This window comes from Flavihumibacter sp. (assembly GCF_036676075.1).
Classification (GTDB): domain Bacteria; phylum Bacteroidota; class Bacteroidia; order Chitinophagales; family Chitinophagaceae; genus Flavihumibacter.
Window position 1 is genome coordinate 62,976 of the sequence record NZ_JAKFDQ010000007.1, and the last position, 26,272, is coordinate 89,247.

Here is a 26,272-nt window from a genome sequence, read left to right on the forward strand (position 1 = left end):
TCGTGGATGTAGAAAGGGAAAAATTATTTCCATTCTGCCGCACGCTTCTGGCTGCGCAAGGCTTCAAACTGTACAGTGGGATCTTTTTCTTCAGGTGCATTTACAAAATGCGAGAAGCGTTTCCTGATCTCGGGATTTTCAACAGCTGCCTTCCATTCACATTCATAGCTGTCTACTAATAATTGCATCTCGGCTTCCCATTGCTCGCACATACCCAGACTATCATTAATAATTACATTCCTTAGATAGTCTATCCCGCCTTCCATTTTATTGAGCCAGGTTGCTGTGCGGGCAAGTGGATCCGCCGTCCTGATATAAAACATAAGGAAGCGATCTATATATCGGATACAGGTTTCACTATCTAAATCAGTGGCCAACAAAAGCGCATGCTGTGGCTTGGAGCCTCCATTTCCGCATACATAAAGATTCCAGCCCTTTTCTGTTGCAATGATGCCAAAATCTTTAGACTGCGCTTCTGCACACTCACGGATACAACCACTCACTGCCGATTTGATCTTATGCGGCGCACGCAATCCCCGATACCGCTCTTCCACCCTGATGGCATAACTAACGGAGTCGTGTAGCCCAAACCTGCACCAGGTACTTCCCACGCAACTCTTCACCGTACGAAGTGCCTTGCCATAAGCATGGCCACTCTCAAAACCGGCTGCTATCAGCTCTTCCCATATCAGTGGGAGATCAGAAAGGTGCGCGCCAAAAAGATCTATTCGCTGTCCACCTGTGATCTTGGTATATAGATTATATTTTTTTGCTACCTGGCCAATTACTATCAGCTTATCTGGACTGATCTCTCCACCCGGAATTCTTGGAACTACAGAGTAGGTTCCTCCTTTCTGTATATTGGCGAGAAAACGATCATTACTGTCCTGCGCAGTTGCGTTCCCTTTTTTGAGGATCATTTCTCCCCACAAACTAGCCAGGATAGACGCCACTGCCGGCTTACAGGTTTCGCATCCATGGCCGCTTCCCAATTTATCCAACGCAGCATCCATACTATGGATATCATGTATCCTGATCAGGTCAAATAGTTCCTGCCGGCTGTATTGGAAATGCTCACAGAGTACATTGCGCACATATTTTCCCTGGGCCTTGAGGCTATGATTTACCAGGTCCTTAATCATGGGAATACATCCACCACAACACGTGCCCGCTTTGGTACATTTCTTAATGGCCTCCACCGTTTCACAACCCCCATCAGTAACCGAATTACAAATAGCACCTTTGCTGATCGATTCACAACTGCAGATCAGTGCTTCATCTGGTAATGAAGCTACTCCGGCTCCCGCGTCCCCTTCTCCTCCCCTTGCTCCTAAAATCAGGTCCTCCACATTGGGTGGAAGTACCAGCTTATTCTTGCAGGTTTGCAGTAACATATTATAAGCAGCAGCATCTCCCACCAAAATACCGCCAAGCAATTCTTTACCGTCTTTAGAAATATTAATCCGCTTATATACGCCCTTAAAACCATCCTCCATTACAATTGTCTTCACCTCTTCTCCTGTTATAAAAGGATCTCCAAAACTTGCCACATCAGTTCCGATCAGTTTGAGTTTGGTACTCATATCAAAACCGGTAAAGCACTTATCACCACCGCTAAGCCGGTTCACTACAACCTCTGCCATTTCATAACCCGGGGCCACAAGGCCATAGATCATTCCATTATAAAGGGCACATTCGCCAATGGCAAAAATGTTCTGATCGGAGGTAAGCATATGCTCGTTCACAATGATCCCACCCCTGCTGCCTGTTTCCAATCCGGCAGCCCGCGCAAGTTCATCCCGGGGTTTGATACCCGCTGATATTACCAGCATATCTATTTTAAGGCGATCGCCATCACTGAAACTCATGGCTTCAATATGCTCGCCTCCCTCAATGGCGGTGGTATTCTTATTGGTATGTATGGAAAGTCCCAGCGATTCCAGCTTCGCCTTCAGGATGCCGGAGCCTGCCTCATCAATCTGGCGGGGCATCAACCGGGGGGCAAATTCAATAACATGTGTGGATTTAATTCCGAGATCTATCAGGGCCTTGGCGGCCTCTAGTCCTAATAACCCACCACCGATCACAGCAGCTGTTTTAGTCCTGGGGGCCCAACGGGTCATCAATTCCAGGTCCTCTATAGTTCGATAAATAAAGACCCCTTCTTTCTCAACGCCGGGGATTGATGGAACAAAAGCGGAAGATCCCGTTGCCAGTACCAGGTAATCATAAGGAACCGCCAGCCCCTGGTGCGAGTAAACCATCCTGGCCTCGCGGTCAATCCGGGTTACCGGGTCCGATAAATATAAGGTGATTCCATTTTCAGCATACCAGTCTGCTGTTGCCAGCGAGAGGTCCTCTGCTGTCTTACCCGCAAAATAGGCACTCAGGTGAACGCGGTCATAGGCCGGCCGGCTCTCTTCCCCGAATACTGTTATTTCCATGCTGCCCGGCGCCATCCGCGCCACCAACTTCTCACAGCATTTATAACCTACCATCCCATTGCCAATAATTACGATCCTCATACGATGATTCTTTTTGATTAGTCAATCTCGTTTCAGGATGGCAAACAATCGTATTACATAATATTACATGTAATGTTTTATATAGGCTGCAATCGTAATTATCGTTTCAAATGTTGCTAGTATCATAAATTTAAAGGAATTTTTATTAATTTTAATAATATTAATATGAGTTTTATTAACATTATTTATTTTACTATATATGATATTACCTAGAATATTATTGGTAGGTGCAGGTCCCGGTGACCCCGAACTGATTACCATTAAAGCGGTTAAAGCCCTGGCAAATGCCCGTGTAATATTATATGATGCACTGGCCAATACCGACCTGCTCAACCACTGCCAGTCTGATAGTATTAAAATATTTGTGGGAAAAAGATATGGCTGCCATGCCCTCTCCCAGCAGGAAATCAACCAGCTCATGATAGAACAGGCAATTGAACATGGGACCCTCGTGAGACTAAAAGGCGGCGATCCCTTCGTATTCGGTCGCGCCCAGGAAGAAATTGAAGCTGCCCGACAGGCCGGCATCCCTGTTGAAGTGATCCCGGGCATCTCCAGTGCCCTGGCAGTACCCGCCTCCAAAATGATCCCACTCACCTGCCGCGGCATCAGTGAAAGCTTCTGGGTTACCACCGGCACCACCCGCTCCGGAGAAATATCGACCGATATCCAACTGGCAGCCAGATCCACCGCCACGGTAGTGATCCTGATGGCCATGAGTAAACTGGAAGCCATCATGGATATTTTCGCTGCTAACGGAAAAGCTTCAACGCCGGTGGCCATCATACAGGATGGTACAACCGATAAAGAAAAAATGGTCACAGGAACAGTTCGTGATATCGCCTTCAAAGCGGCCTATGCAAACATGCAGAACCCTGCTATCATTCTGGTGGGGGAAGTTGTAAACCTGCAGCCCTCCACAGTGGTGGCGAAGCTTGCTGAAAATCCCTATTTTTATATGGATGAAAATAAGCAAGAAAGGATGTGATCTTAATAGTTGTTTTTTCTGCCGCGGATGCCTCCCCGAATGGCAAGCAGCCATCGCCTCAAATAAAATTACCTACGCCATAAAAAAAGGAGAGCTCATCTTCCGCGAAGGTGACCCGGTTACCGGAATTTACTTTCTTAACAGGGGACTCGCTAAAGTGCATAAACAATGGGGAACAGAAAAAGAACTTATTCTTCGATTCGCCAAAGATGGTGATATTATTGGTCACCGCGGACTCGGAAATGAAAACATCTTCCCCGTTTCAGCCACCGCCCTTGAAGAAAGCATTGCCTGCTTTATTCCACTCGATTTTTTTCTCACCACCCTCAAAGTGAATCATGCTTTCACCTATGATCTCATGATGTTCTATGCGCGTGAGTTGCAGGAGTCGGAAAGAAAAATGCGCAACCTTGTTCATATGCCTGTTAAAGGTCGACTGGCTTATATCCTGCTTTTCCTGGAAGGAAAATTCGGGACAAACGGGGGTGGACTTATAAACATCAATTTATCAAGGCAGGATATCGCATCCTTTGCAGGAACAACCTACGAAACGGTATTCCGCATTTTCCAGGAATTTATTGCAGCCAAACTCATTGATACGGATGGTAAAATGATCCGGATCCTTCAACCCGAAACCCTGCGTGAGCTTGTTAACAGCCAAATGGCCTAAGCCGCCAGCCGGGCTAATAACACCGCATAGGGATCCTGCTTTAGTAATCTTGTCATGGCATCATACAGCTCAGGCAACTCATGCCTGAAGCGAATAGGATTCTCAAAGAAAACTTCCACACTCACCGCCCAGAATTCATGATAATTGGTGGCAGCATATTCTCCCAGTATGGTACGCCTGCCTCTTTGCATTTCCTGGTATACAGGCCTCGCAACTTTGGAGAACTGGTGGAACTCTTTCTTGAAATGTTTATCCTCATCAGTCTTGGTAATAAAATTGACATAGGCCAGCGCATGCGCCATCTCATGGAGTCCAACATTGCTGCTGTCGTGCGCACTCCTTATTCCGGTCAGGAAATTATCCCACGATAAATAGATCCCCGAACTATCCACATGCCCCATGAAAGGAAGGGAATAATATCCATAGTGATAGTCGTGCTGCAATACATAGATATCATGAAAATAATTGAGGGAAAAATTCTCGAGGCCCAACGTGAGCTGCGCGGCAGTGGCACTTATAAGGATCGGCATCTCGTCCGATTTCTGCACACCTACATAATGGAATTTTTTGGAGCGATAAAAGAGATAAGTCCGGAATAACCACTTATGACGGGTCTCCTCATCCACCTTATTGAAATAGCGGATGTTGGCTGAAATCAGTTTCCGGAAAAATGGCTCGTGTTGCTCAAAACCTCTCCTTCTGCGATAAAGCAGGAATTTTTGCAGGCGTACATGCAGTACCTCGAATAAAAAAATGGTACAGAACACCAGCAAACAAATGAGAACGATTTCCATAAAGTCTTCTTTTGGTTAAGAAAATCGACACTGTAATGCTGGTTAGACACAGTTATGGATACTTGGTTTTTACATGGAAACAGGGTACTCGGATTAGGTAGAGGTGAGAGGTTGCAAATCTTGTATAACTGAAATCCAATACAATTTACCAATACTATCTGAACCGATAAAGCATTTTGACATTTTTAACGGTCCATTCGTCGAATTCTCATTGAAAACCAACCCTCTCCCCTGCCTTCCATGGTTTCTATAAGGCTATGGATTACCTTTGCCCCTCATCTAAAAGACCGAAAACATAAATCTCTATGTATAGATCACATACTTGTGGAGAATTGAACGCATCACATACCAGCCAGCCGGTAACCCTTGCAGGCTGGGTTCAGACAGTCAGGAAATTCGGAAGCATCACCTTTATAGACCTCCGCGACCGCTACGGCATCACTCAATTATTGTTCGGGGAAGCCCTCACCCTGCAACTTGATGAAAACCCACTGGGCCGCGAATTCGTTTTGCAGGTCAGCGGTACCGTCATCGAACGCAGCAATAAAAACCTTAATATACCTACCGGCGAAATTGAGATAGAAGTATCCTCCTTTACCATATTGAACAAATCTATCACCCCTCCTTTCACCATACAGGATGAAACAGATGGAGGGGATGATATCCGAATGAAATACCGCTTCCTCGACCTTCGCAGGAATGCAGTCAAAAAGAACCTTGAACTCCGCTATGCAGTAAATCGTTCGGCGAGAAACTATCTACATGAACATCATTTCATGGATATAGAAACTCCCTTCCTTATAAAGAGTACACCTGAAGGCGCCCGCGATTTTGTTGTGCCTTCCCGCATGAACCCCGGCCAGTTCTATGCCCTGCCACAGAGCCCGCAAACATTCAAGCAACTGCTGATGGTAAGCGGCTATGACCGCTACTATCAGGTGGTGAAATGCTTCCGCGATGAGGATCTCCGCGCCGACCGCCAACCTGAATTCACACAGATCGACTGCGAAATGAGCTTTGTTGCCCAGGAAGATATCCTCAATATGTTCGAGGGACTAATAAAGCGCATATTCAAAGACGTTAAGGATATAGATTACCCCGAACCTGTTCAGCGCATGACCTGGAATGATGCCATGGTTCGTTACGGAAACGACAAACCCGATATCCGTTTCGGGATGGAACTCACCAACCTGAAAACAGTTTTTGAAGGACAGACCGGTAACCTGGCTGCCACCTCCATGTTCGAGAATGCAGGATTCAAAGTCTTCAATGATGCTGAAACCGTTCTCGCCATTGCCGTTCCGGGTTGCAGTGAATATACCCGTAAGCAAACCGATGAACTCACGGACTGGGTTAAGCGCCCGCAGATAGGTATGAACGGATTGGTATTTATTAAATGCAATGCCGATGGCACTTATAAGAGCAGCGTTGATAAATTCTTTGATGAAGAGAAACTGAAAGTGCTGGCAGATATATGTGGTGCCAAGCCCGGCGACCTCATTCTCATCCTGGCAGGAAGGGAAGAACGCACACGCAAAGCTACCAGCGAACTCCGCCTCGAAATGGGTGAGAGACTGGGATTGCGCCGGAAAGATGAATTCAAACTATTATGGGTACTCGATTTCCCATTGTTTGAATATGCCGAGGAAGATAATCGCTGGGTGGCCCGTCACCATCCCTTTACCTCTCCCAAGCCCGATCATATCCCCGTGATGATAGGCAACGATCCAACCATCACCGATGCCGACCATTACCTGAATCACCCTTATTCCAATATCAAAGCCAATGCCTATGATATGGTATTGAATGGCAATGAAATCGGTGGCGGCTCCATCAGGATCTACCAGCGTGAGTTGCAGGAGAAAATGTTTGATGCCCTTGGAATGAGTAAAGAAGAGGCCCAGCATAAATTCGGCTTCCTCCTCGGTGCATTTGAATATGGAGCACCACCACATGGCGGCATCGCCTTTGGATTTGACCGCCTTTGTTCCATCCTCGGCGGATCAGAAAGCATCCGCGACTTTATCGCTTTCCCAAAAAACAACAGCGGTAGAGACGTGATGCTGGATGCACCTTCATCCATCGATGATAAACAACTGAAAGAACTCGGACTAAGTGTCTGACACATGTTCGGAGGACGTTCGAACATGTCGCGAACACATGTCAGACACCTAATAAACTTGCAAAATGACTTTCTATAAGATATTGACTTACCTCTTGTTTGCCGTTGGCGGTTTCATGGCACTGATGACCCTCACTATGCTGATGGCCGCATTGGCCAACCCCGTTCTGCTGTTACCGGTTTTCCTGGTGGCCTGCGTAGTATTATATACCTATAGCAGCTGGCGCTTTCTTACCCGTGGCATCAACGCACATATGTACTGCAAGCCTTCATTGCGCGACCTCATCAAAGTAAATGGATACGGCACCATCGCATTTGCAACTATGACCGCCATCCAGACCTTCTCGCTCATCATGAACCCTGCCCTCCTGAATGATATCATGGAACAGGCGCTGAGCATGCAAAAAGCATCTGCAGAAGGCATGGAGGATATGATGTTGAAATTCATGCATTTCCTGCTCCGCTTCCTCCTCGTTTATAGCATTGCCCTCATCATCCATGTATACATGACCTTCCGTTTGGTAAGGCAGCATGCCGATGCATTTGGCATTCCAAAAGAACCCGAAGTCTGAGTTTTATTCCACCGACTGCTGTTGGTTAATAAATTATCATTAAATTGAAAGCAACGAGTTGTTTGCCTGAAAAGGGGCAACAACTCGTTTTTTTATTTTAACCAACGCTTATGATGGAATCTTCGGTTTTCAAGAACTATTGCCTTATCCCGGATGCATGGGATGAAATGTGCGATAACGGCATGATTCGCTATCAATACCAGCAGGTATTTGAAAGCCTGAACCAGCTCTCTGCCAGCACCCTGGCCGATAAAGACCAGCTTGCATCAGAGCTCTTCCTCAGCCAGGGCATAACCTTCACTGTTTACAACGATAATGAAGGCATCGAAAGGATATTCCCCTTTGATATCATTCCACGCATCATTCCAGGTAAAGAATGGAACCATATCGAAGCGGGAATCAGCCAGCGACTAAAAGCACTGAACCTTTTTCTGAAGGACATTTATTCCGACCAGCAGATCATAAAGGACAATGTAATTCCGGCCGCCCTCATCGCCTCCTGTGCCCACTATACCCGCGAAGTTTTCGGCATAAAAGTGCCCTATGATATTTTCGTTCATATATCGGGGATAGATCTGATCAGGGGGAACGACGGCAGCTTCTATGTGCTGGAAGATAACCTACGCACCCCTTCAGGCGTTTCTTATATGCTGGAGAACCGCGAAGTAACAAAACGCCTCTTCCCCGACCTCCTCTCCTCCAACGGCGTTCGCATGGTAAACAATTATCCCCTCGAACTTTATAATATCCTGGTTTCCCTTGCGCCCAGACAAATCGCTAATCCCACCGTTGTACTCTTAACCCCCGGCGTTTTCAACTCAGCCTATTATGAACATACATTCCTGGCCCGCACCATGGGCATCCCGCTGGTGGAAGGCCGCGACCTCATGATCGACAACCACAAAGTATACATGAAAACCACGAGGGGATTGCAACAGGTGGATGTGATCTACCGCCGTATTGATGATGACTATATGGATCCGCTGGTATTCAAGCCCGACAGTGCCCTCGGCATTCCCGGCATCCTCAGCGCTTATCGTAAAGGTAATGTGGCCCTGGTGAATGCAATCGGTAATGGAGTGGCAGACGATAAAGCCGTTTATGCCTACGTGCCCGCCATGATCCGCTACTACCTCAATGAAGAACCTATTCTTCCCAATATCCCCACTTACCAGTTAGCGGATATGGATGCCCGTGACTATACCTATAAAAACATCCATACAATGGTCATCAAAAAAACCAATCAATCAGGGGGATATGGTATGCTCATGGGAAATTGCGCCACCGATGAAGAGATCCACAATATGATACAGGCAGTAAATGATGACCCCAGGAATTATATTGCCCAACCCATTATCAACCTGTCGACTGTTCCCTGTTTCCTCAATAACAAGTTTTCACCGCGCCATGTTGACCTCAGGCCATTTGCCTTATGCGGTCCGTCAGGAGTGAAAATTATTCCCGGCGGACTCACACGTGTTGCGCTCAAAGAGGGTTCATTAGTAGTGAACTCATCGCAGGGCGGAGGAAGTAAAGACACATGGATACTTAATGATTAAAAGCCCATAGCGAAAATATATGCTTAGTAGAATCGCCGACTCATTATTCTGGCTCAACAGGTATCTCGAAAGAACAGATGCATTGTTAAGATCCGTGCATGTGAACTATGCCCTTTCTCTTGATAAGGGGGAATACAATCATTTGCACTGGCACCATCTCGCGGCTATTTTCAGCACCGCAGATGCAGCAAGGAGATCAACCCTGGAACAACAACCCATCTCCCTTGTACAACATCTTATCTATGATACCACCAACCATAATGCAATGCGCGCCATGGTGATCAGGGCAAGAGAAAATGCAAGGGGAGCACAGGACCATATCACCAAAGAAGTTTGGGAACAGGTTAACCAGGTCTATCACCTTATCAACAACCCACTGCTTCAACAACGCATCATCCGCAATGATACTATCGCCGTGCTTGAATCACTAACCTTCCAGGTAATACAATACAATGGTGTTACCGATAGCACCATGCCCCGCAATATGGGATGGAACTTTATGACGCTGGGGAAATTTATCGAACGATGCATGATCACCATTGAAATGGCAGACAGGCATTTTTCTGAAGCCGACTATGACCTCGAAAAATCACTCGATGTTCTGTACTGGCGAAACCTGCTGCTTTCACTTTCAGGCTATGAGCTTCACCTAAAAACCTATCGCAGCAGCCAGCATAATAAAAATGTAGCTGACCAGGTTCTTTTCAATAAACAATTCACCCGCTCTGCCACCTATTGCCTTGAGCGGGTTGGGTTTTACCTGCATAAAGTAGTGCTCGACAATAACAGTGACGAAGCGATGGCACTCTATAAACAATTTGGACGTATACATAGTCGGGTAGAATTTGCCGACATGAAACTGCTTGAAACAAAAGGAGTGAGAAATTACCTGCACGACTTACGTGCTGATCTCATCCAGTTCAATATGCAGTTCAGCCAGTTATTTTTTTCATATGCTTAACGAACCCTATGCCAACTTTTAAGATTCATCATATCACCAGTTACGAATACGATCGTGCCGTAAAAGAAAGTGTAAACGAAATCCGCATCTATCCTTATCTCTGCAATGAACAGGAGATACTCAATCACGAACTTATCATTACCTCTAACCCCGACATACATACGTTCACTGATTACTGGGGAAATAAAACCGGGGTCTTCAACATCCCCGGCGCACATACATCACTGGTGATCGAAAGCAAACTTGTGGTGCGAACAATTCCACCCAACGACAGGCACCTGAATTTCAATATCGGGTTTGAAGAGCTGGCAGCAGAAGTGGAAAAAGATCTTAACCTGCTTGAACTCACACATGCAGAACCTATCCGCAACCAGGCCGCCATTGATGATATCGTCAAACAGATCCACCAGCCATGGAAAAGTGTGGCGGCTACTGTACAGGATTGTTGCCAGTTTATTTTCCAGCATTTCAGTTATATAGCCGGCATCACCGATATTGAAACCACGGTGGATGATATCATCGATCATCGTTCCGGCGTTTGCCAGGATTTCGCCCACGTGATGCTACAGGTGATGCGAACCCTGCGCATCCCCTCCCGCTATGTGAGCGGTTATATCTGCCCGAATAAAAATGGCCTTCGCGGTGAAGGTGCCACCCACGCCTGGGTAGAATCATTTATCCCCGGCTTTGGCTGGGCAGGTATCGATCCCACTAATAATATATGGGTCACCAATACCCATGTAAAGCTTGCAGTGGGTAGGAACTTCACCGACTGCTCCCCTGTGAAAGGAAGCTTTAAGGGACCAGCCATTCAGGAGCTTTTTGTATATGTTTCCGTGGGATATGAAGATGGTCATCATTTTGAGGACCGCAACCTGGTGAAAAAGCCCGAGTCGCAGGACCTCTGGCTGCTGCGGCAGGCTGCAGAAGAGGCGGCTGCCCAGCAATAGTACAGGCTTCCTATCTTCGCAATCAACAACTCCTGGAAAGCATATGGCGGCACCATTGGCAGAAAGACTGCGACCCGTTTCGATGGATGATCTTATCGGGCAGGAACACTTAACCGGAAAGGGAAGTATCCTGCGAAAAGCCATGGAACAGGGTAACCTGCCCTCCATGATCTTATGGGGACCGCCCGGCGTAGGCAAAACCACCATCGCCAATATCATCGCGCATTCACTCGACCTGCCCTTCTATACCCTCAGCGCCATATCATCAGGGGTTAAAGAGATCCGCGAGGTTATCGAAAAATCAAGGCAGCAGGAAAAAGCCATCTTATTCATTGATGAGATCCATCGTTTCAACAAATCGCAACAGGATGCACTGCTGGGAGCCGTTGAAAAAGGAACGGTGACACTTATTGGGGCCACCACAGAAAACCCATCCTTTGAAGTGAACAGTGCCTTGCTGAGCCGCTGCCAGGTTTATGTTCTTAAACCACTTCAGCAAAATGACCTTATTGCCCTGTTGCACCAGGCAATTGAAAAAGATGAATGGCTGCGTAATCATTCGCCCCAACTTAAAGAGGTGGAGGCGATGATCCGTATTTCGGGTGGGGATGCCCGTAAGTTGCTCAACCTGCTTGAACTGGTGGTACAATCTGCGGGAGCTAATCGCCCCGTAATCATTACTGATGAACTGGTGATGCAGGTGGCACAGCAAAAAATAGCCATCTATGATAAGCAGGGCGAACAACATTATGATATCATCTCCGCTTTTATAAAATCGATACGTGGTAGTGATCCTAACGGTGCCGTATACTGGCTGGCACGCATGATAGCCGGTGGGGAAGAAGTGAAATTCATTGCTAGGCGATTGGTGATCCTCGCCAGTGAAGATATCGGCAATGCCAATCCCAATGCGCTTTTGCTGGCCAATGCAGCCTTTGATGCAGTGAATAAGATCGGGCATCCCGAATCAAGAATTATCTTATCGCAATGTGCGGTTTACCTGGCAACCTCCCCCAAGAGCAATGCAAGCTATATGGCTATAGATGCAGCTATTGCGATGGTTAACCAAACCGGTGACCTGCCCGTACCACTGCATATCAGGAATGCCCCAACCAAACTGATGAAGGATCTTAACTATGGCAAGAGTTACCAGTATGTACATGATTATGAAAATAATTTTTCGGCGCAGGAATATCTTCCGGATAGTTTAAAGGGACATGTTTTTTACCAGCCCGGAAAAAATGCCCGCGAAGAAGAGATCCGGAAATTCCTGCAGCAACGGTGGCGCGAGAAATATGGTTATTAATAAGGGAGCCCCCAAAAATGATACAAAATGAACATTAACTGGCAACTGAAAGAATTCGACACACTCACTAATAATGAACTATACCAACTCCTTCGCCTGCGCAGTGAAGTGTTTGTTGTTGAACAGAACTGCGTTTTCCTAGATATGGATAATAAAGACCAGTTATGCTGGCATCTTTTAGGATGGAAGGATAGCTTACTAGCGGCATCCACGCGCATTGTTCCTCCAGGCCTTGCATATGAAGAGGTTTCTATCGGAAGGGTGGTGACCTCGCCCGCCGCCCGCGGACTCGGAATTGGTCGCTTACTCATGCAGGAATCCATCAAAGCCTGCTACGATCTCTTCGGTCGCGAAAAGATCAGGATAGGGGCTCAGCTCTATCTTCTTGAATTTTATCGATCCCTCGGATTTAAGGAAGAAGGGGAAATTTACCTTGAAGATGATATCCAGCATATAGAAATGGTATTATTACCATAGTAGTTCCGTCAGGTAGTTTTACGAAGGTTAAAAAAAACTTTACGATGGTCATACCATAGCCATCAAGTATATCGTTTTTAATATAATCCACGTAACCGTTCGAAAACTAAATCTGATATTCATGAAACAGCATTTACACGTTTTGCTGCGTAAATGTGCCTTATCCTGTCTTGCCTTAACAACATTTACACAAGCCTCTTTCAGCCAGATTGGCATCTTCAACGAAGTAGAAGCCGGCGTAAGTTTTGGGCCATCAAATTTCCTCGGCGACCTTGGTGGTAACCGTGGCCGTGGCATGGGCTTCCTTAAAGACAATAATATCGCGCAAACCAAATTCATTATCGGCGGGCACATCACAGCAATGCCGGCCAGCTTCCTCGGACTAAGACTCGCAGTTAATTATGGAACCCTTGCAGGGGATGATAAGATCATCAAAGGATCTGGCGGACTCGAAGAAGCCAGGAAATTCAGGAACTCCGATTTCAGGTCGAGGTTGTTTGAAGCATTCCTCGCCGCCGAAGTATTTCCAACCGTTTTCTTTGAAGAAGATCCCGAAGACCTTTATAAGAAGATCCGCCCCTATGGCGTTCTTGGTGTGGGTGTTTTCAACTACAATCCCATGGGCTCCGATCCCCTTACGGGTGATTGGGTGAACCTTAAAGATCTTAGTACAGAGGGACAGGGATTTGCAGAGTATCCTGATCGCAAACCTTATAAATTAACACAACTGAATATCCCCATGGGATTGGGTGTGAAATACTTCATGAATGATAATGTTAGCATTGCCTTTGAAGTGATTCACCGCAAAACATTTACTGATTATATCGATGATGTAAGTACCACTTATATCGATCCAAATCTCTTTGACCAATACTTCGGTGCAGGTTCGGAGAAAGCCCAGCTTGCAAGGCGTATGGCCAACAAAACCGACCAGGGAAGTAGTACCAGTGCCGGTTTCGGTCCTGGCGACAAAAGAGGAACACCAACCAATAATGATGCATATTATTCTGCGGGTTTTAAGTTGGGATTCCGTTTAGGAAATAGAGGCAATGGAGATAATTACAAGCGAATAAAATGCCCGGTGATGCGTTACTAAACCCTATAGTTCATTTAATACGTACCCATGAAGCGAATGCAACAATGCCGGCTACTGCTTGTATCATTGGCTATTTGTTTCAGTTGCCTGCCAATACATGCACAAGACAGTATAATCATTCATAAAACAAACACAAGCACCAAACATAACATAAACCTATACACGAATGCATCGCAGAAAGTTCTCTTCTTTAATGCCCGTGGACAGGAAGGCAGCGTGTACCATCTGCTGCTTTTCAGAAAAGGGGGAACACTGATAAAGCAAACCAAGATCCTAAGCCGCGAAACAGCAGTAGTGGCAAAACCCGAAAAGGGTGATTATTATTTTGAAGTTTTTACCGGCGATAATCGTGTTGAGACAGGAACTATTATAGTACAATAAAAATATTAAGATTTAAACCAATAAGCGGCAGGGACGTTAGTAGAATCGCAATATCCGGTTTGTCATAAACCTGATCCGTTCCCTATACTAAGTACCCTTTCTTTCAATGATTTTATTGATCGTTCCCTGCCACTGCTTATTGGCTTTTAAACTACCCATCTGACGCCTGTCAGGACAGGCGTCAGATGGGTTCAAAAGTCTGACAATCCAGTATTCTTAACTGCCGGCGGTGAGTAACTGCCGGCAGTTTGTTTTGAACCTTACAACCCGTCTGACATCTGTCAAGACGGATGTCAGACGCTTAATTCCGTTTTCAGAAACCGCGCGGTATGACTCGCTTTTACATTCACCATATCTTCCGGAACGCCTTCAAACAACAACTGCCCGCCGCCATCGCCGCCCTCCGGACCAATATCAATGATATGATCCGCAACCTTAATTACATCAAGGTTATGTTCAATGATCAACACAGTATTACCCCTGTCAACCAGCTTATTCAACACATCAAGCAAATGCTGGATATCCTGGAAATGTAATCCCGTAGTTGGCTCGTCAAGAATATAAAATGTTTTACCTGTATCCTTTTTGGAAAGCTCGGTGGATAGCTTTACACGTTGAGCCTCGCCCCCGCTAAGGGTAACCGCCGACTGCCCCAGCGTGATATAGCCCAACCCCACATCCTGCAACACCTTGATCTTTCTGTACAGGTAAGGAATGGATTGGAAAAATTCAACGGCCTCATCAACTGTCATATCCAGCACATCACTGATCGACTTTCCCTTATATCTTATCTCAAGCGTTTCGCGATTGTATCGCCTCCCATTACATTTTTCGCAGTGCACATATACATCAGGAAGGAAGTTCATTTCAATGACCCGCATCCCACCCCCTTCACAGAGATCACATCGGCCACCTTTCACATTGAAAGAAAATCGGCCCGCTGCATAACCCCTGATCTTGGCCTCTGGAACAGCCGCAAACAGTTGCCTTATTTCAGTAAAGAAACCACAGTATGTCGCGGGATTACTTCTTGGGGTCCGACCAATGGGCGACTGGTCGATCTCAATTACCTTATCGATCAGATCCAGGCCCTTTACCGACTTATACGCCAGTGGTTTTTGCTTCGAGTCATAACAGTGCTGCGAAAGCAGTGGATAAAGCGTTTCATTGATCAGCGTTGATTTACCACTGCCACTAACGCCCGTCACCAATATCAGTTTACCAAGTGGAAACTTCACATTCACACTCTTCAGGTTATTACCGGTGGCACCTTTCAGCTCAAGCGATTTACCATTGCCCTTCCGCCTTTCTGCAGGAACTGGAATACTCTTCTCACCACTCAGGTATTGCGCCGTTTCCGAGTTCGCTTCCAGCACCTGCTGCGGTGTTCCCTGCGCAACGATCCTGCCACCATGCTTGCCCGCATTGGGACCAATATCAACAAGATGATCAGCAGCCATCATAATATCCTTATCATGTTCTACCACCAGCACACTATTCCCAATATCACGGAGATGCTGCAACGCAGATATCAGCCGCTGGTTATCGCGCTGGTGCAAACCAATACTAGGTTCATCCAATACATAAGTAATCCCCTGCAGCTGCGATCCGATCTGCGTGGCCAGCCTGATCCGCTGCGATTCGCCCCCACTCAGCGTTCGCGAGGCCCTGTTAATAGTAAGATAGGTTAACCCCACATCCAGCAAAAACTGCAACCGCTCCCTGATCTCCTTCAATATATCTTTTCCAATGATCTGCTGTTTATTACTTAGCCGCTTCTCAATACCAGTAAACCAGGCTAGCAGTTTATCCAGATTCCAGTTACTAATCTCTGCAATATTTTTTCCATCAACCCTGAACCAAAGGCTCTCTTTTCTAAGCCTCGCCCCTTCACAACTGGTGCACACACTCAGCTCCATAAAACTCTCTGCCCAATCGCGGATCGGTTCAGAACTCGCGGTCGAAAACCATCTCTTCAATTGCGGAATCACACCCTCAAACTCTTCTGCATACACACGTTGATCTGTAGCCGAATCTTCAAAATCAACAATACTCTCCATCTCCCCTTCTTCATTTCCATAAAGGATGATATTAAGGGATGATTCAGGCAGATCCTTCACTGGTTTCTTGAGATCAACCTTGAATTTCTTCGCCACCTGTTGCACTTGCTTATACACATATGCCTCACGCTCCTCACCCAGCGGCGCAATAGCACCATCCTTAATGCTTAATGAATTGTCGGGAATTATCTTCTCCATGCTCGCCTGGTAAACTGTTCCCAGTCCCTTGCAGGTAGGACATGCACCATATGGCGAGTTAAAAGAAAAACTATTGGGCGATGGCTCTTCATAACTGATACCCGTATCCTCACACATCAACTGCCGGCTATACTGAACAAGATGATTGCTGTCATTGATCAGCAAAAACATTAGTCCCTTTCCCACCTGCATCGATTTCTGTACACTCTGGCTTAACCTTAATTTCATCTCATCAGTTACTGCCATCCTGTCTATCACTACTTCAATATCATGGATCTTATAACGATCCACCTGCATTTTCGGCACAAGGTCTTTCACTTCACCATCCACCCGCACTTTCAGGAATCCCTTCTTACGGATGTCTTCAAACAATTCACGGTAATGCCCCTTCCGTCCCCTAACCAGCGGTGCCAGCAAACTGATCTTCTTGTTACCATACTTAGAAAAAATATTCTCCACGATCTCCTCTTCAGAAAACTTTGTCATCAGCTTACCCGTATTATAACTGTAAGCATCAGACGCACGCGCATACAGCAGACGGAGGAAATCATACACTTCCGTTATGGTACCAACCGTTGATCGCGGATTCTTATTCGTTGTTTTCTGTTCAATGGAAATAACCGGACTCAACCCGGTGATCTTATCTACATCAGGTCTTTCCATATCACCAACAAACTGTCTGGCATATGCGCTGAAGCTTTCCATATACCTTCGCTGGCCCTCATTATATATTGTATCAAATGCCAAAGAAGATTTACCACTGCCACTAACGCCGGTAAATACAACAAGTTTGTTTTTCGGTATGGTTATATCAATATTCTTAAGATTATGTTCCCTCGCTCCTATCACCTCAATCGTCTCCACAACAGCCTGTGGATCTTCTGTTTTTACTTTTTTCTTCATATGTTGATTGATCGTCAAAAATACAACAACCATAAACAGGAACGGTTTTTGATTAAGGTGCCTGAACACCTAAATAACAGCATTATGAGAATATTAACCAATTCACTACTTGTACTTGCCGCATCATCCATTCTGTTGATCGGTTGTAAATCAATGACAAAAACGCAGAAAGGTGCCGCCATCGGTGTTGCCGGAGGAGCAGCCATGGGAGCCATCATCGGCAAGGCAGCCGGCAATGCTGGACTGGGCGCTATCCTGGGAGCCGCAGTAGGCGGTACAGCAGGGGTTCTTATCGGAAAAAAGATGGATAAGCAGGCTAAAGAAATTGATGACGAAGTTGATGGCGCCAAAGTGGAACGCGTGGGAGAAGGTATCGTTGTTGAATTCAACAATGCAGTGCTTTTTGGATTCGACAGATCCGATTTAAACGCAGGTGCAAGAACAGAACTTGATAAACTGGTAGCCATACTTAATAAATATCCTGACACAAATCTTGAAGTTGCAGGACATACAGACAGCCAGGGTGCAACGGATTATAATCAACGCTTGTCAGTAAGGAGAGCTACATCAGTTGCCAGTTATGTTGACGCAAAAGGAATCGCTTCCCACCGCCTAACTACAAAAGGTTATGGTGAACTCGCACCTAAATACGACAACGATTCAGAAGCCAATATGGCGAAAAACCGCCGTGTTGAATTCCTGATAACCGCAAATGAAAAAATGAAAGCAGAAGCTAAAAAAGAAGCAGGAGAAAATTAATAAAATAAACCTATCCTTAAATATTTTAAATACCCGTTTATGAAAAAGACAATTTTGACAGGATTATTTGCAGCAGGAATTTTATTCACTGCCAGCGCGCAGACCGGAGCTCGTGTTATTGGTCGTGCAGGTGTAAACTTCACCAACATTACCGGAAAGGATTTTGAAGGCGACAAAGACAATGGTAAACTCAAAACAGGCTTTCATATAGGCGCTGATGTTGAAATTCCACTGGCTGATGAATTCTTTATCCAACCCGGAGTTTTGTTTAGTACCAAGGGAGCTAAATCTGACGACTCAGAAGATGCAACCACTATCAACCTTTCCTATGTTGAGATCCCGGTAAGCTTTATGTATAAGCCGGTATTGGGGAATGGTCGTCTGATTCTTGGAGCAGGACCATATGCAGGCGTTGCCGTTGGTGGTAAAGTAAAGTTTGATGGAGACGCAGATTCAGATATCGAATTTGAGAACAAAGTATCTGCGGAAGATTATGCCAACAGCGATAATCTTATCCTGAGAAGACTCGACTTCGGTGCAAACATTATGGCTGGTTATGAAATGGCTTCCGGACTCAGCTTCCAGCTGAATTCACAGTTCGGTCTCGCCAACCTTCATCCGGATATTACCGGACTGCCTTCAGGTTTCAAACAACCCAAAGCAAACAACACAGGATTCGGAGTTTCTGTAGGCTACCGTTTCTAAGGTCCTTGAATAAAATACCTCTGCAACCAACTTGAAAGCCCCGCCCAGTGCGGGGTTTTCGTTTTTAAGAAAATATTTTTTGGCAATTCGCAAACTGTCACCCTATCTTTGCACCAGTTCTTTATAACATCGCTTATCAAGAAAGGCAGAGGGAAATGGCCCTATGAAGCCTTGACAACCTGTTTCGTGGCAACACGAAGTAAGGTGCCAAATCCAGCCCGCATAGCGGGGACAGATAAGTCTGATGAAAGGCTTTTGCAGAAATAACAAACTTCTACATATAGCTCTTCTGATGATTTATCGGAAGAGCTTTTTTTGTTTTATACAACAACTCTTCCGATCAAAAGCTTGGTAGGTGGTGTCGCAACAAACCTGTTTTTCAATTAAAAAAACTGTTTAACAATGCAAGCGACAACACAATTATTGCACAGCATCCCGGTGGATGCACAAACCGGCGCAATCGCCGTTCCGATTTACCAGACCAGTACTTTTGTTCAGGAAGCACCTGGCGTAAACAAAGGTTATGACTACAGCCGCACCAACAACCCTACGCGACATGAACTCGAAAAAATAGTTGCCAAACTGGAAGCCGGCACCGTAGCCGCAGCCTTCTCAAGCGGACTCGCCGCCATCGATGCTGTTGTAAAACTGCTTCAATCAGGGGATGAGATCATCGCGGTAGATGATATCTATGGCGGCGCATACAGGCTCTTTGAAAAAGTCTATAAAAAATTCGGGATCAATACAAACTATGTTGACACCACCGACCTCGGCGCTATCACCCGCGCCATCACGCCTAAAACAAAACTAATCTGGATCGAAAGTCCAACCAACCCTACCCTTAAAATTTCAGACATCCACGCAATCGCTGCAATCGCAAAACGCTACCATATCCTGCTATGTGTAGATAACACTTTTGCATCACCGGTATTACAGCAACCCCTACTTGCAGGTGCAGATATCGTGGTGCATAGCGCTACCAAATATATCGGCGGACATAGTGATGTAATTGCCGGACTCGTAGTAACAAAAGATCCCACCCTCGGTGCAGAAATAAAGTTTTACCAGAATGCATGTGGCGCAGTGCTGGGGCCCTTCGATAGCTTTCTTCTTATCCGCGGCCTCGAAACACTGCATCTAAGAATCAACCAGCATTGCAGTTCTGCGGCTATCATTGCCCGTTACCTGCAAACACATCCGCTGGTGGATAAAGTATACTATCCCGGACTCAGCAGCCATCCCAACCATCATCTTGCAAAAAAGCAATTGAAAAATTATGGTGGCATCGTTTCCTTTAGTCTGAAAGAAGATACAGAAGAGGCAGCTACGGCATTCGTTACTAACACCAGCCTTTTCCACCTGGCTGAAAGTCTGGGTGGCGTGAAAAGCCTCGTGAGTCACCCCGCCTCTATGACACATAAATCCATTGATCCGCAGAAAAGAAAAGCAGCGGGCGTCAAAGACAGTCTCATCAGACTCAGTATAGGCCTTGAAGATGCGCGCGACCTTATCAATGATATCGAAACTGCATTAACACTTGTTTCTGCAACGCATCCGCAGAAGGCAAAACATGCAACGCAAAAAGAAAAATGTTAACAAGCAAGCAAAACAAAATAAGATGACATATCACAAACAACTGACCATTGGTTTATTCGGATTTGGTGTGGTGGGAGAAGGGCTATACCGGGTGCTGCAACAAACACCATCGCTGAGAGCCTCCATCAAAAAAGTATGTATCAAGGACCCATCCAAAAAAAGAAATGCTCCCGATGCCTTGTTCACTACCGACCGTGATGAACTGCTCAATGATGAAGAGATCAATGTGATCGTTGAAGTGATCAATGAAGCCGATCCTGCCTTTGAAATTGTAAGCACAGCCCTGCGCAATGGAAAAGCTGTGGTTAGCGCCAGCAAAAAAATGATCGCAGAACATCTTCCGGAATTGCTTGCCCTGCAACAGGAAACCGGGGAAAGTTTTCTCTACGAAGCTGCCGCCTGTGCATCCATCCCCGTTATACGCAACCTCGAAGAATATTATGATAATGACCTGCTGCATGGGATCAAAGCAATCGTGAATGGTTCAACCAATTTCATCCTCACAAAAATGTTTGAGGACAAACTCGACTTCCAACAGGCGCTCCTCCTCGCCCAGCAGCTTGGCTTCGCAGAATCTGATCCGAAGCTGGATGTGGAGGGATATGATGCCGTTAATAAATGGGCATTCCTCTTAACACATGCCTATGGAATAATTGAGCATCCTGATAATCTTTTATTCACCGGTATCCAGAACATCCATGCAGGTGATGCTAAAGTGGCTGCAGAAAAGGGACAACAGATAAAACTGGTTGCACAGGCTCGTAAATTATCAAATGGAAAAGTCGCAAGTTATGTGATTCCCCAATTTGTACCACAGGATGACCATCTCTCTTTTGTGAAAAATGAATACAATGGCGTGGTGATCGAAAGCGGATTCTCTGATAAACAATTTTTTTACGGTAAGGGAGCAGGAAGCTTTCCGACAGCATCTGCTGTACTGAGTGATCTTTCCGCATTGCGATATGATTATAAGTATGAATACAAAAAATTATATCACCATGAACCCAATACACTCACTGATGATTATTATCTACGCGTGTACCTGAGTTTCACCGATTGGAAAAATATTCCACGCGAAAAATTTGAATGGATCGAAGAATGGCATGCAGGAGAGGAAAGAAAATACCTCGTTGGGGTATTGCCAGCCGCAGAACTAAGACTCAATACCTGGTGGAAAGAAAATAACACTTCTTTAATATTAACCGCAGATCCCATAATAGAGAACGTTGCGATACAGCAACTTAAAAAGAAAAGCCTCGAACTGGCAGGTGTTATACTATAAGAGTGCACAGTTTTTGCATGTGGCTTGTAATTGAATCATTACAAAAACCACATTATGAAAAAGCTTCTTTTCAAAAGCGCTCTTGTGTTGAGCTTACCCTTTATGTTGATCGCCTGCAACGATGATGATGATGATGTTCAGGAACCCGACATGGTGAAGGAGTGGACACTTGACCTGAGTACAAAAAATGAAAACCCGGCAGTTCCATCAAGAACAGAAACAGGAACTGTAACGCTTCAGTTACGGGCAGACAACTCACTGAAATATAACATTTCAGTAAGTGGACTAACAGGTGGTGATGCGCTGCAGGCAGCCCATCTGCATGCCGGTGACGCCATTACTAATGGTCCGGTGATCCTTAGTCTTGATCCCGCTTTTACCGGCGGTAATGCAACTGGTACTATTACAGGTTTAAGGCAGTCATTGGTAGACAGCCTGAAAAGTGATGCTAACCACATTTATTTCAATGCACACTCTCAGCAGGTTACATCGGGATTGGTTCGTGCGCAACTGAATTCAAAGGTTGAATTTGCAATGGATGTTGCCCTTTCCGGAACCAATGAAGTTCCACCTGTTGTTACAACAGCTACCGGAACTGCTATCCTGAGAATGACAGCTGACAAGAAGCTGTATTCAAATGTTACAGTAACCAACCTGGAGGCAATTGACGCCCTTAGTATGGCACATATTCATAAAGGCGCCGCAGGTGCAAATGGAGATGTGTTGGTTGGCCTGGCCGCCGCTGCAGCTGATTTTGGTGTGGTGAAAATGATCACACTCGATGATGCAGCTTATGCTTCTATCAAGGGAACCGACGCGCTCTATGTTAACGCGCATTCAACCCTTCATCCTGGCGGAGTTGTAAGGGGACAGATCAGGTAAGCTTAGAAGTTTATCCATAAAAAAACAGGTTGCGGTTGCAACCTGTTTTTTTATGCTCTTGTGAAGATCGCTTCTGTTGCTTTCACACTTTCGCCAGCCGGTGAAATATTATAGGCTGTCATAATTAACCGGTCATTTACATCTAACACTATTTCTGTTTGCCATCCCCATCTTTCGGCAGGTTCTCCCCCACCATATGATCCAAGTACCTGTAACACATCATCATTTTTCCCAACGGAAAACATGATACCAGTGCTCATATGGAAACTGTCGGCCCAGGCAACCTGGTATTCGTTGGATGAAAGATCAAAACCTATTAACGCAATCCCCTCCAATGGCTTGCCCTGAAATGTTGATCTGTATTCATGAATAAGAAACCTTCCTCCGAGTACAGGTCGGATACTAGCCTCAACAGCACTTTCATCAGCCAATGTATCCGGACCAAACCAAACTTTACAGGTGCCCGTCCAGTAACCCGCCATTGCGGCAAGTTTACTATGAACACCATCCTGAATTGATTGCTCGAATTTTACTTTTTCCATCAGAATATATTTTCAGGTTATCAGGATCCACCCATCATGTAGATGAGCTGGGGAAAGTTATTGATATTATTCTTTTGCAACATTCGCCGGCGATGGGTTTTTACCGTTTCCTCACTGATGAATAATTTTTTTGCGATCTCCTTGGAAGAAAATCCCTGCGCTACCAGGCTTGCTATTTCGCGTTCCCTTCCAGTAAGCTGCAGTTGCTCATTTATTTTCGGCATCTGCTTTTTGTAGAGGCGATGGAAGGCCATTTGTACTGCAACCAGTAACTGTACATCATTGTATGGTTTGATAACATACATCACCGGCTCTACTGCAGCAGCAGATTCTACCGTCCGGATATCTGTATAGGCTGTGAGGAATACTATCTGGCAACCAAATTTCTGTTTCAACAATTTCGCAAGCTCAATGCCATTGATCTCACCTTTAATGTTAATATCACATACCACTACCTGTGGAATTTCTTTATCACAGAGCTGAAATGCAGTTGCGGCATCTTTAGCAACACCGATCATTTTAAAATCTTCCTGTTCCAATAATTCGAAAATACTTTCGGCAGTAATTAATTCATCTTCTACCACTAATATTGATGCACTCTTGATCATGCCAGTTCCGTTTTAATAGTTAATACCGTTCCGTTTTCCCTTAACACCTCAACAGTTGCATCTAACTGGATGGCCAGGGTCTTAACAAGTTTCATCCCGAAAGAAGTTGATTTATCCTTATGGCCTTCTTCCGGCAACCATTCCCCATTATCTGCAACGATAAGTTCAAAATCTTCACCACCTTTCTTATTTAAGGTTACATGAATTTCAGGAGAGCTGGTATTCCGGAAAGCATGCTTAAAACAATTGCCTACCAGCTCATTCACTATAAGCCCGATCGGAATGGCCTGGTCGATATCCATCATGCAATCCCTACCGCCGGTATCCACACTTATCACCTTACCATCCACCCCAAAACTTGTTGCCAGCGAACGTGTCAGCGAATCCAGATATTGATTCATTTCCACAGCCGATACATCTTCGTTCTGGTAGAGGCTCTTATGGATTAACGCCATTGCTTCAATACGGGTTCGGCTCGATTGCAGGCTTTCACGCGCCAGCGCATCTTCCATCCGGTTCGATTGAAGTGCAAGCAAACTCGAGATCACCTGCAGGTTATTTTTAACGCGATGATGCAGTTCTTTCAGCAATGTTTCCAGGGCTGCTTTCTGTACATCTATCTGTTGGTTCAGGGTTATCAGCTCTTCATTCTGACGTGTCACCAGCTGCCTCTCCTCCGTATAACTTGCCCTGAAAACGATCGTATTGATAGTGATGAATAATGCTGCCAGAAAAATCGTTACCATATGATCGGCCAGCCTCTCTTTTTCTGAATTATAACCCACCCGCCATTCGGGATGCAGGTACTCCAACACCAGCAGCACCAGGATGGATCCATACATCAGGATAAAAACTCCTACCTGTAGTTTGCGCGGGGTGATCATGAGCAGGATGGTCATGAACATAAGTACCAGGTAATTGATGGTACCATGTGATCCATCGTTGAAAAAATAGATCCATCCCATGAATACCATCACCAATAAAGCATAGATAAATATTACAACGCTGTTGAAAATTTTCCGGAACCGGCTGATAAAGAAAATATAGAGGGAGATCACCCCGCCCAGGTAACCCGGCCAGATGGTCAGTTCATGCAGCCCTATCACCCAGTTGGCGGTAGAGGCGAGGAAAGCGAACAGGGTAATAAAAAAACTGGTGCTGTTAAAAACCTGGTGTTCAAGGGCGAACTCGGGTTTTTTGCCAGCTACCATCCAGAGCCATTTCTTCATACCATTCCAATATAAGTCAAAATGGTGTAACCTGTTTCATAAGCGCTTAGTCTAATGGGTATTATGAAAAAATATCTGATCCTGATTACCCTTGCATTCAATACCCTGCTGGCCCTGGCACAGTCCGATTCTGCCATGATCTCAACCTCCGATTCAGTAAAACTCTTTGTAAAACGCGCCGGAAAAGGCACGCCCGTTCTCTTCATCCATGGCGGACCGGGTTCCAATTCCGCCTATTTTGAATATACCGGTGGAAATGTTTTCGAGAAAGATGTACAAATGATATATGTCGACCAGCGGGGTTGCGGCCGCTCGGACAACTCACCTGGAAAAGATTATTCCCTTGCCCGCATCATCGAAGATTTTGAAGACATCCGCAAAGCCCTCGGCATCCAAAAATGGATCCTGATGCCACATTCCTTTGGCGGTATCCTCGCCACCGAATATGCCTACAAGTACCCTGGATCAATCCGATCGATGGTTTACCTTAATACTACTATCAATATCACCGCCTCGGCCAACAGCGGCATCAAAAAAGCGCTGGAACTGCTTCCCAACCTGAAAAAGAATGAGGTGGATTACCTGAAGAACGATACCGTGAAACTGCTCGACCGCTGGTTCAATTCCTTCTGGCACCTCGACCAGGCCGGTATTCGCTATTCCCTTTTCTTTGATACGAAGGAAAATGACAGTATCCATTCGGCCATCACCCAGAAGGCGGCTAAACATTGGGAGATGCAACAAAATGTCTGGAACTACCCCGAGTACTTCGCCGACTTCTCTCCCAAGACCACCCAAATCAGGATCCCCGTACTTGTCATCGGCGGAACCCGCGATTATACCATCGGCACCGACCATCCCAGACTGATGAAGTTCCCCAACATGAAGGTGCACTACATCCCCGGCGGCCATGCCCTCTACATGGAGCACAACCAGGAGCTGTATGCAGCGGTTGTCCCCTTCCTGAGAGGGTAGGCGAGGATACCCGTCTGACATGTGTCAGGACACATGTCAGACGGGTAATTGAAAAAAAACTTGCAGTTTGATAAATCTTGTATTAGCTTTGAAATACAAAGTGCTTTTAAACAATAGTAACAAGACTGATTT

Annotated in this window: 23 protein-coding genes and 1 riboswitch; of the genes, 17 read left to right on the top strand and 6 right to left on the bottom strand. The window is 45.7% G+C overall.

The features are described 5' to 3' along the window. Positions 1-23: 23 nt before the first annotated feature. Positions 24-2,525 carry a nitrite reductase large subunit NirB gene (gene nirB, locus V6M43_RS03125; RefSeq protein WP_332732578.1) on the bottom strand — a complete coding sequence of 834 codons (2,502 nt, stop codon included), beginning with the start codon at positions 2,523-2,525 and terminating at the stop codon, positions 24-26. Between the two features lie 199 nt (positions 2,526-2,724). On the opposite strand from nirB, the gene cobA reads away from it, so the two are divergent. Together cobA and V6M43_RS03135 are read left to right on the top strand one after the other, a co-directional pair. Next, on the top strand, positions 2,725-3,513 hold the full coding sequence (gene cobA, locus V6M43_RS03130) for a uroporphyrinogen-III C-methyltransferase (protein ID WP_332732579.1): 789 nt from the start codon (positions 2,725-2,727) through the stop codon (positions 3,511-3,513). Beyond that, positions 3,488-4,183 (top strand): Crp/Fnr family transcriptional regulator, encoded by a 696-nt coding sequence (locus tag V6M43_RS03135; protein WP_332732580.1) that lies wholly within the window; start codon positions 3,488-3,490, stop codon positions 4,181-4,183. Before cobA ends, V6M43_RS03135 begins: the two co-directional genes overlap by 26 nt. Here the strand turns inward: V6M43_RS03135 and V6M43_RS03140 are convergent. Then, on the bottom strand, positions 4,180-4,977 hold the full coding sequence (locus tag V6M43_RS03140) for a zinc-dependent peptidase (RefSeq protein ID WP_332732581.1): 798 nt from the start codon (positions 4,975-4,977) through the stop codon (positions 4,180-4,182). The two genes, V6M43_RS03135 and V6M43_RS03140, sit on opposite strands and share 4 nt — an antisense overlap. 305 nt (positions 4,978-5,282) lie before the next feature. Between V6M43_RS03140 and aspS the strand changes: the two genes are divergently transcribed. The 9 genes from aspS (at position 5,283) to V6M43_RS03185 (ending at position 14,401) form a co-directional block, all read left to right on the top strand. Beyond that, positions 5,283-7,100 (top strand): aspartate--tRNA ligase, encoded by a 1,818-nt coding sequence (gene aspS / locus V6M43_RS03145; protein ID WP_332732582.1) that lies wholly within the window; start codon positions 5,283-5,285, stop codon positions 7,098-7,100. 64 nt (positions 7,101-7,164) lie between these two features. Next, a complete protein-coding gene (locus V6M43_RS03150; RefSeq protein WP_332732583.1) occupies positions 7,165-7,671 on the top strand; it encodes a hypothetical protein in 507 nt (168 codons plus the stop codon). A 110-nt stretch (positions 7,672-7,781) separates the two neighbouring features. Continuing rightward, positions 7,782-9,230 carry a circularly permuted type 2 ATP-grasp protein gene (locus V6M43_RS03155; RefSeq protein WP_332732584.1) on the top strand — a complete coding sequence of 483 codons (1,449 nt, stop codon included), beginning with the start codon at positions 7,782-7,784 and terminating at the stop codon, positions 9,228-9,230. Positions 9,231-9,249: 19 nt separating this feature from the next. Next, a complete protein-coding gene (locus tag V6M43_RS03160) occupies positions 9,250-10,191 on the top strand; it encodes an alpha-E domain-containing protein (protein ID WP_332732585.1) in 942 nt (313 codons plus the stop codon). A gap of 8 nt (positions 10,192-10,199) precedes the next feature. Beyond that, positions 10,200-11,141 (top strand): transglutaminase family protein, encoded by a 942-nt coding sequence (locus tag V6M43_RS03165; protein WP_332732586.1) that lies wholly within the window; start codon positions 10,200-10,202, stop codon positions 11,139-11,141. Between the two features lie 43 nt (positions 11,142-11,184). Continuing rightward, positions 11,185-12,447 carry a replication-associated recombination protein A gene (locus V6M43_RS03170; protein WP_332732587.1) on the top strand — a complete coding sequence of 421 codons (1,263 nt, stop codon included), beginning with the start codon at positions 11,185-11,187 and terminating at the stop codon, positions 12,445-12,447. 27 nt (positions 12,448-12,474) lie between these two features. Then, positions 12,475-12,924 carry a GNAT family N-acetyltransferase gene (locus tag V6M43_RS03175; protein ID WP_332732588.1) on the top strand — a complete coding sequence of 150 codons (450 nt, stop codon included), beginning with the start codon at positions 12,475-12,477 and terminating at the stop codon, positions 12,922-12,924. 121 nt (positions 12,925-13,045) lie between these two features. Next, on the top strand, positions 13,046-14,020 hold the full coding sequence (locus V6M43_RS03180) for a hypothetical protein (protein ID WP_332732589.1): 975 nt from the start codon (positions 13,046-13,048) through the stop codon (positions 14,018-14,020). 27 nt (positions 14,021-14,047) lie between these two features. After that, the gene (locus V6M43_RS03185) at positions 14,048-14,401 is read left to right on the top strand and encodes a hypothetical protein (protein WP_332732590.1); all 354 of its coding nucleotides are present in this window, start codon (positions 14,048-14,050) and stop codon (positions 14,399-14,401) included. 293 nt (positions 14,402-14,694) lie between these two features. Here the strand turns inward: V6M43_RS03185 and uvrA are convergent, their stop codons facing one another. Then, positions 14,695-17,562: an excinuclease ABC subunit UvrA gene (gene uvrA / locus V6M43_RS03190; protein WP_332732591.1), complete on the bottom strand. Its 2,868-nt coding sequence runs from the start codon at positions 17,560-17,562 to the stop codon at positions 14,695-14,697. 84 nt (positions 17,563-17,646) lie between these two features. On the opposite strand from uvrA, the gene V6M43_RS03195 reads away from it, so the two are divergent. The 5 genes from V6M43_RS03195 to V6M43_RS03215 all read left to right on the top strand — a co-directional run bounded on the left by V6M43_RS03195 (position 17,647) and on the right by V6M43_RS03215 (position 22,786). Continuing rightward, on the top strand, positions 17,647-18,321 hold the full coding sequence (locus tag V6M43_RS03195; RefSeq protein WP_332732592.1) for an OmpA family protein: 675 nt from the start codon (positions 17,647-17,649) through the stop codon (positions 18,319-18,321). A 39-nt stretch (positions 18,322-18,360) separates the two neighbouring features. After that, positions 18,361-19,026, top strand: a complete 666-nt coding sequence (locus V6M43_RS03200) for a porin family protein (RefSeq protein WP_332732593.1) — start codon at positions 18,361-18,363, stop codon at positions 19,024-19,026. 130 nt (positions 19,027-19,156) lie between these two features. Continuing rightward, positions 19,157-19,268: riboswitch (SAM riboswitch) on the top strand. Positions 19,269-19,428: 160 nt separating this feature from the next. Next, the gene (locus V6M43_RS03205; protein WP_332732594.1) at positions 19,429-20,622 is read left to right on the top strand and encodes a trans-sulfuration enzyme family protein; all 1,194 of its coding nucleotides are present in this window, start codon (positions 19,429-19,431) and stop codon (positions 20,620-20,622) included. 22 nt (positions 20,623-20,644) lie between these two features. Then, positions 20,645-21,904, top strand: coding sequence for a homoserine dehydrogenase (locus tag V6M43_RS03210; RefSeq protein ID WP_332732595.1), 1,260 nt, complete (start codon positions 20,645-20,647; stop codon positions 21,902-21,904). 54 nt (positions 21,905-21,958) lie between these two features. After that, positions 21,959-22,786, top strand: a complete 828-nt coding sequence (locus tag V6M43_RS03215) for a CHRD domain-containing protein (RefSeq protein ID WP_332732596.1) — start codon at positions 21,959-21,961, stop codon at positions 22,784-22,786. 50 nt (positions 22,787-22,836) lie between these two features. Here V6M43_RS03215 and V6M43_RS03220 read toward each other — a convergent pair whose 3' ends face one another. The 3 genes from V6M43_RS03220 to V6M43_RS03230 are packed head-to-tail and all read right to left on the bottom strand — an operon-like array spanning position 22,837 to position 25,165. Beyond that, a complete protein-coding gene (locus tag V6M43_RS03220) occupies positions 22,837-23,328 on the bottom strand; it encodes a DUF1579 domain-containing protein (RefSeq protein WP_332732597.1) in 492 nt (163 codons plus the stop codon). A gap of 20 nt (positions 23,329-23,348) precedes the next feature. Further along, complete coding sequence (locus tag V6M43_RS03225; protein ID WP_332732598.1) at positions 23,349-23,936, bottom strand: response regulator transcription factor; 588 nt, start codon at positions 23,934-23,936, stop codon at positions 23,349-23,351. Continuing rightward, entirely contained in the window at positions 23,933-25,165 is a 1,233-nt protein-coding gene (locus tag V6M43_RS03230) for a sensor histidine kinase (protein ID WP_332732599.1), read from the bottom strand. Before V6M43_RS03230 ends, V6M43_RS03225 begins: the two co-directional genes overlap by 4 nt. Before the next feature lie 63 nt (positions 25,166-25,228). Between V6M43_RS03230 and V6M43_RS03235 the strand changes: the two genes are divergently transcribed. Beyond that, positions 25,229-26,140: an alpha/beta fold hydrolase gene (locus V6M43_RS03235; protein ID WP_332732600.1), complete on the top strand. Its 912-nt coding sequence runs from the start codon at positions 25,229-25,231 to the stop codon at positions 26,138-26,140. The last annotated feature ends 132 nt before the right edge of the window (positions 26,141-26,272 follow it).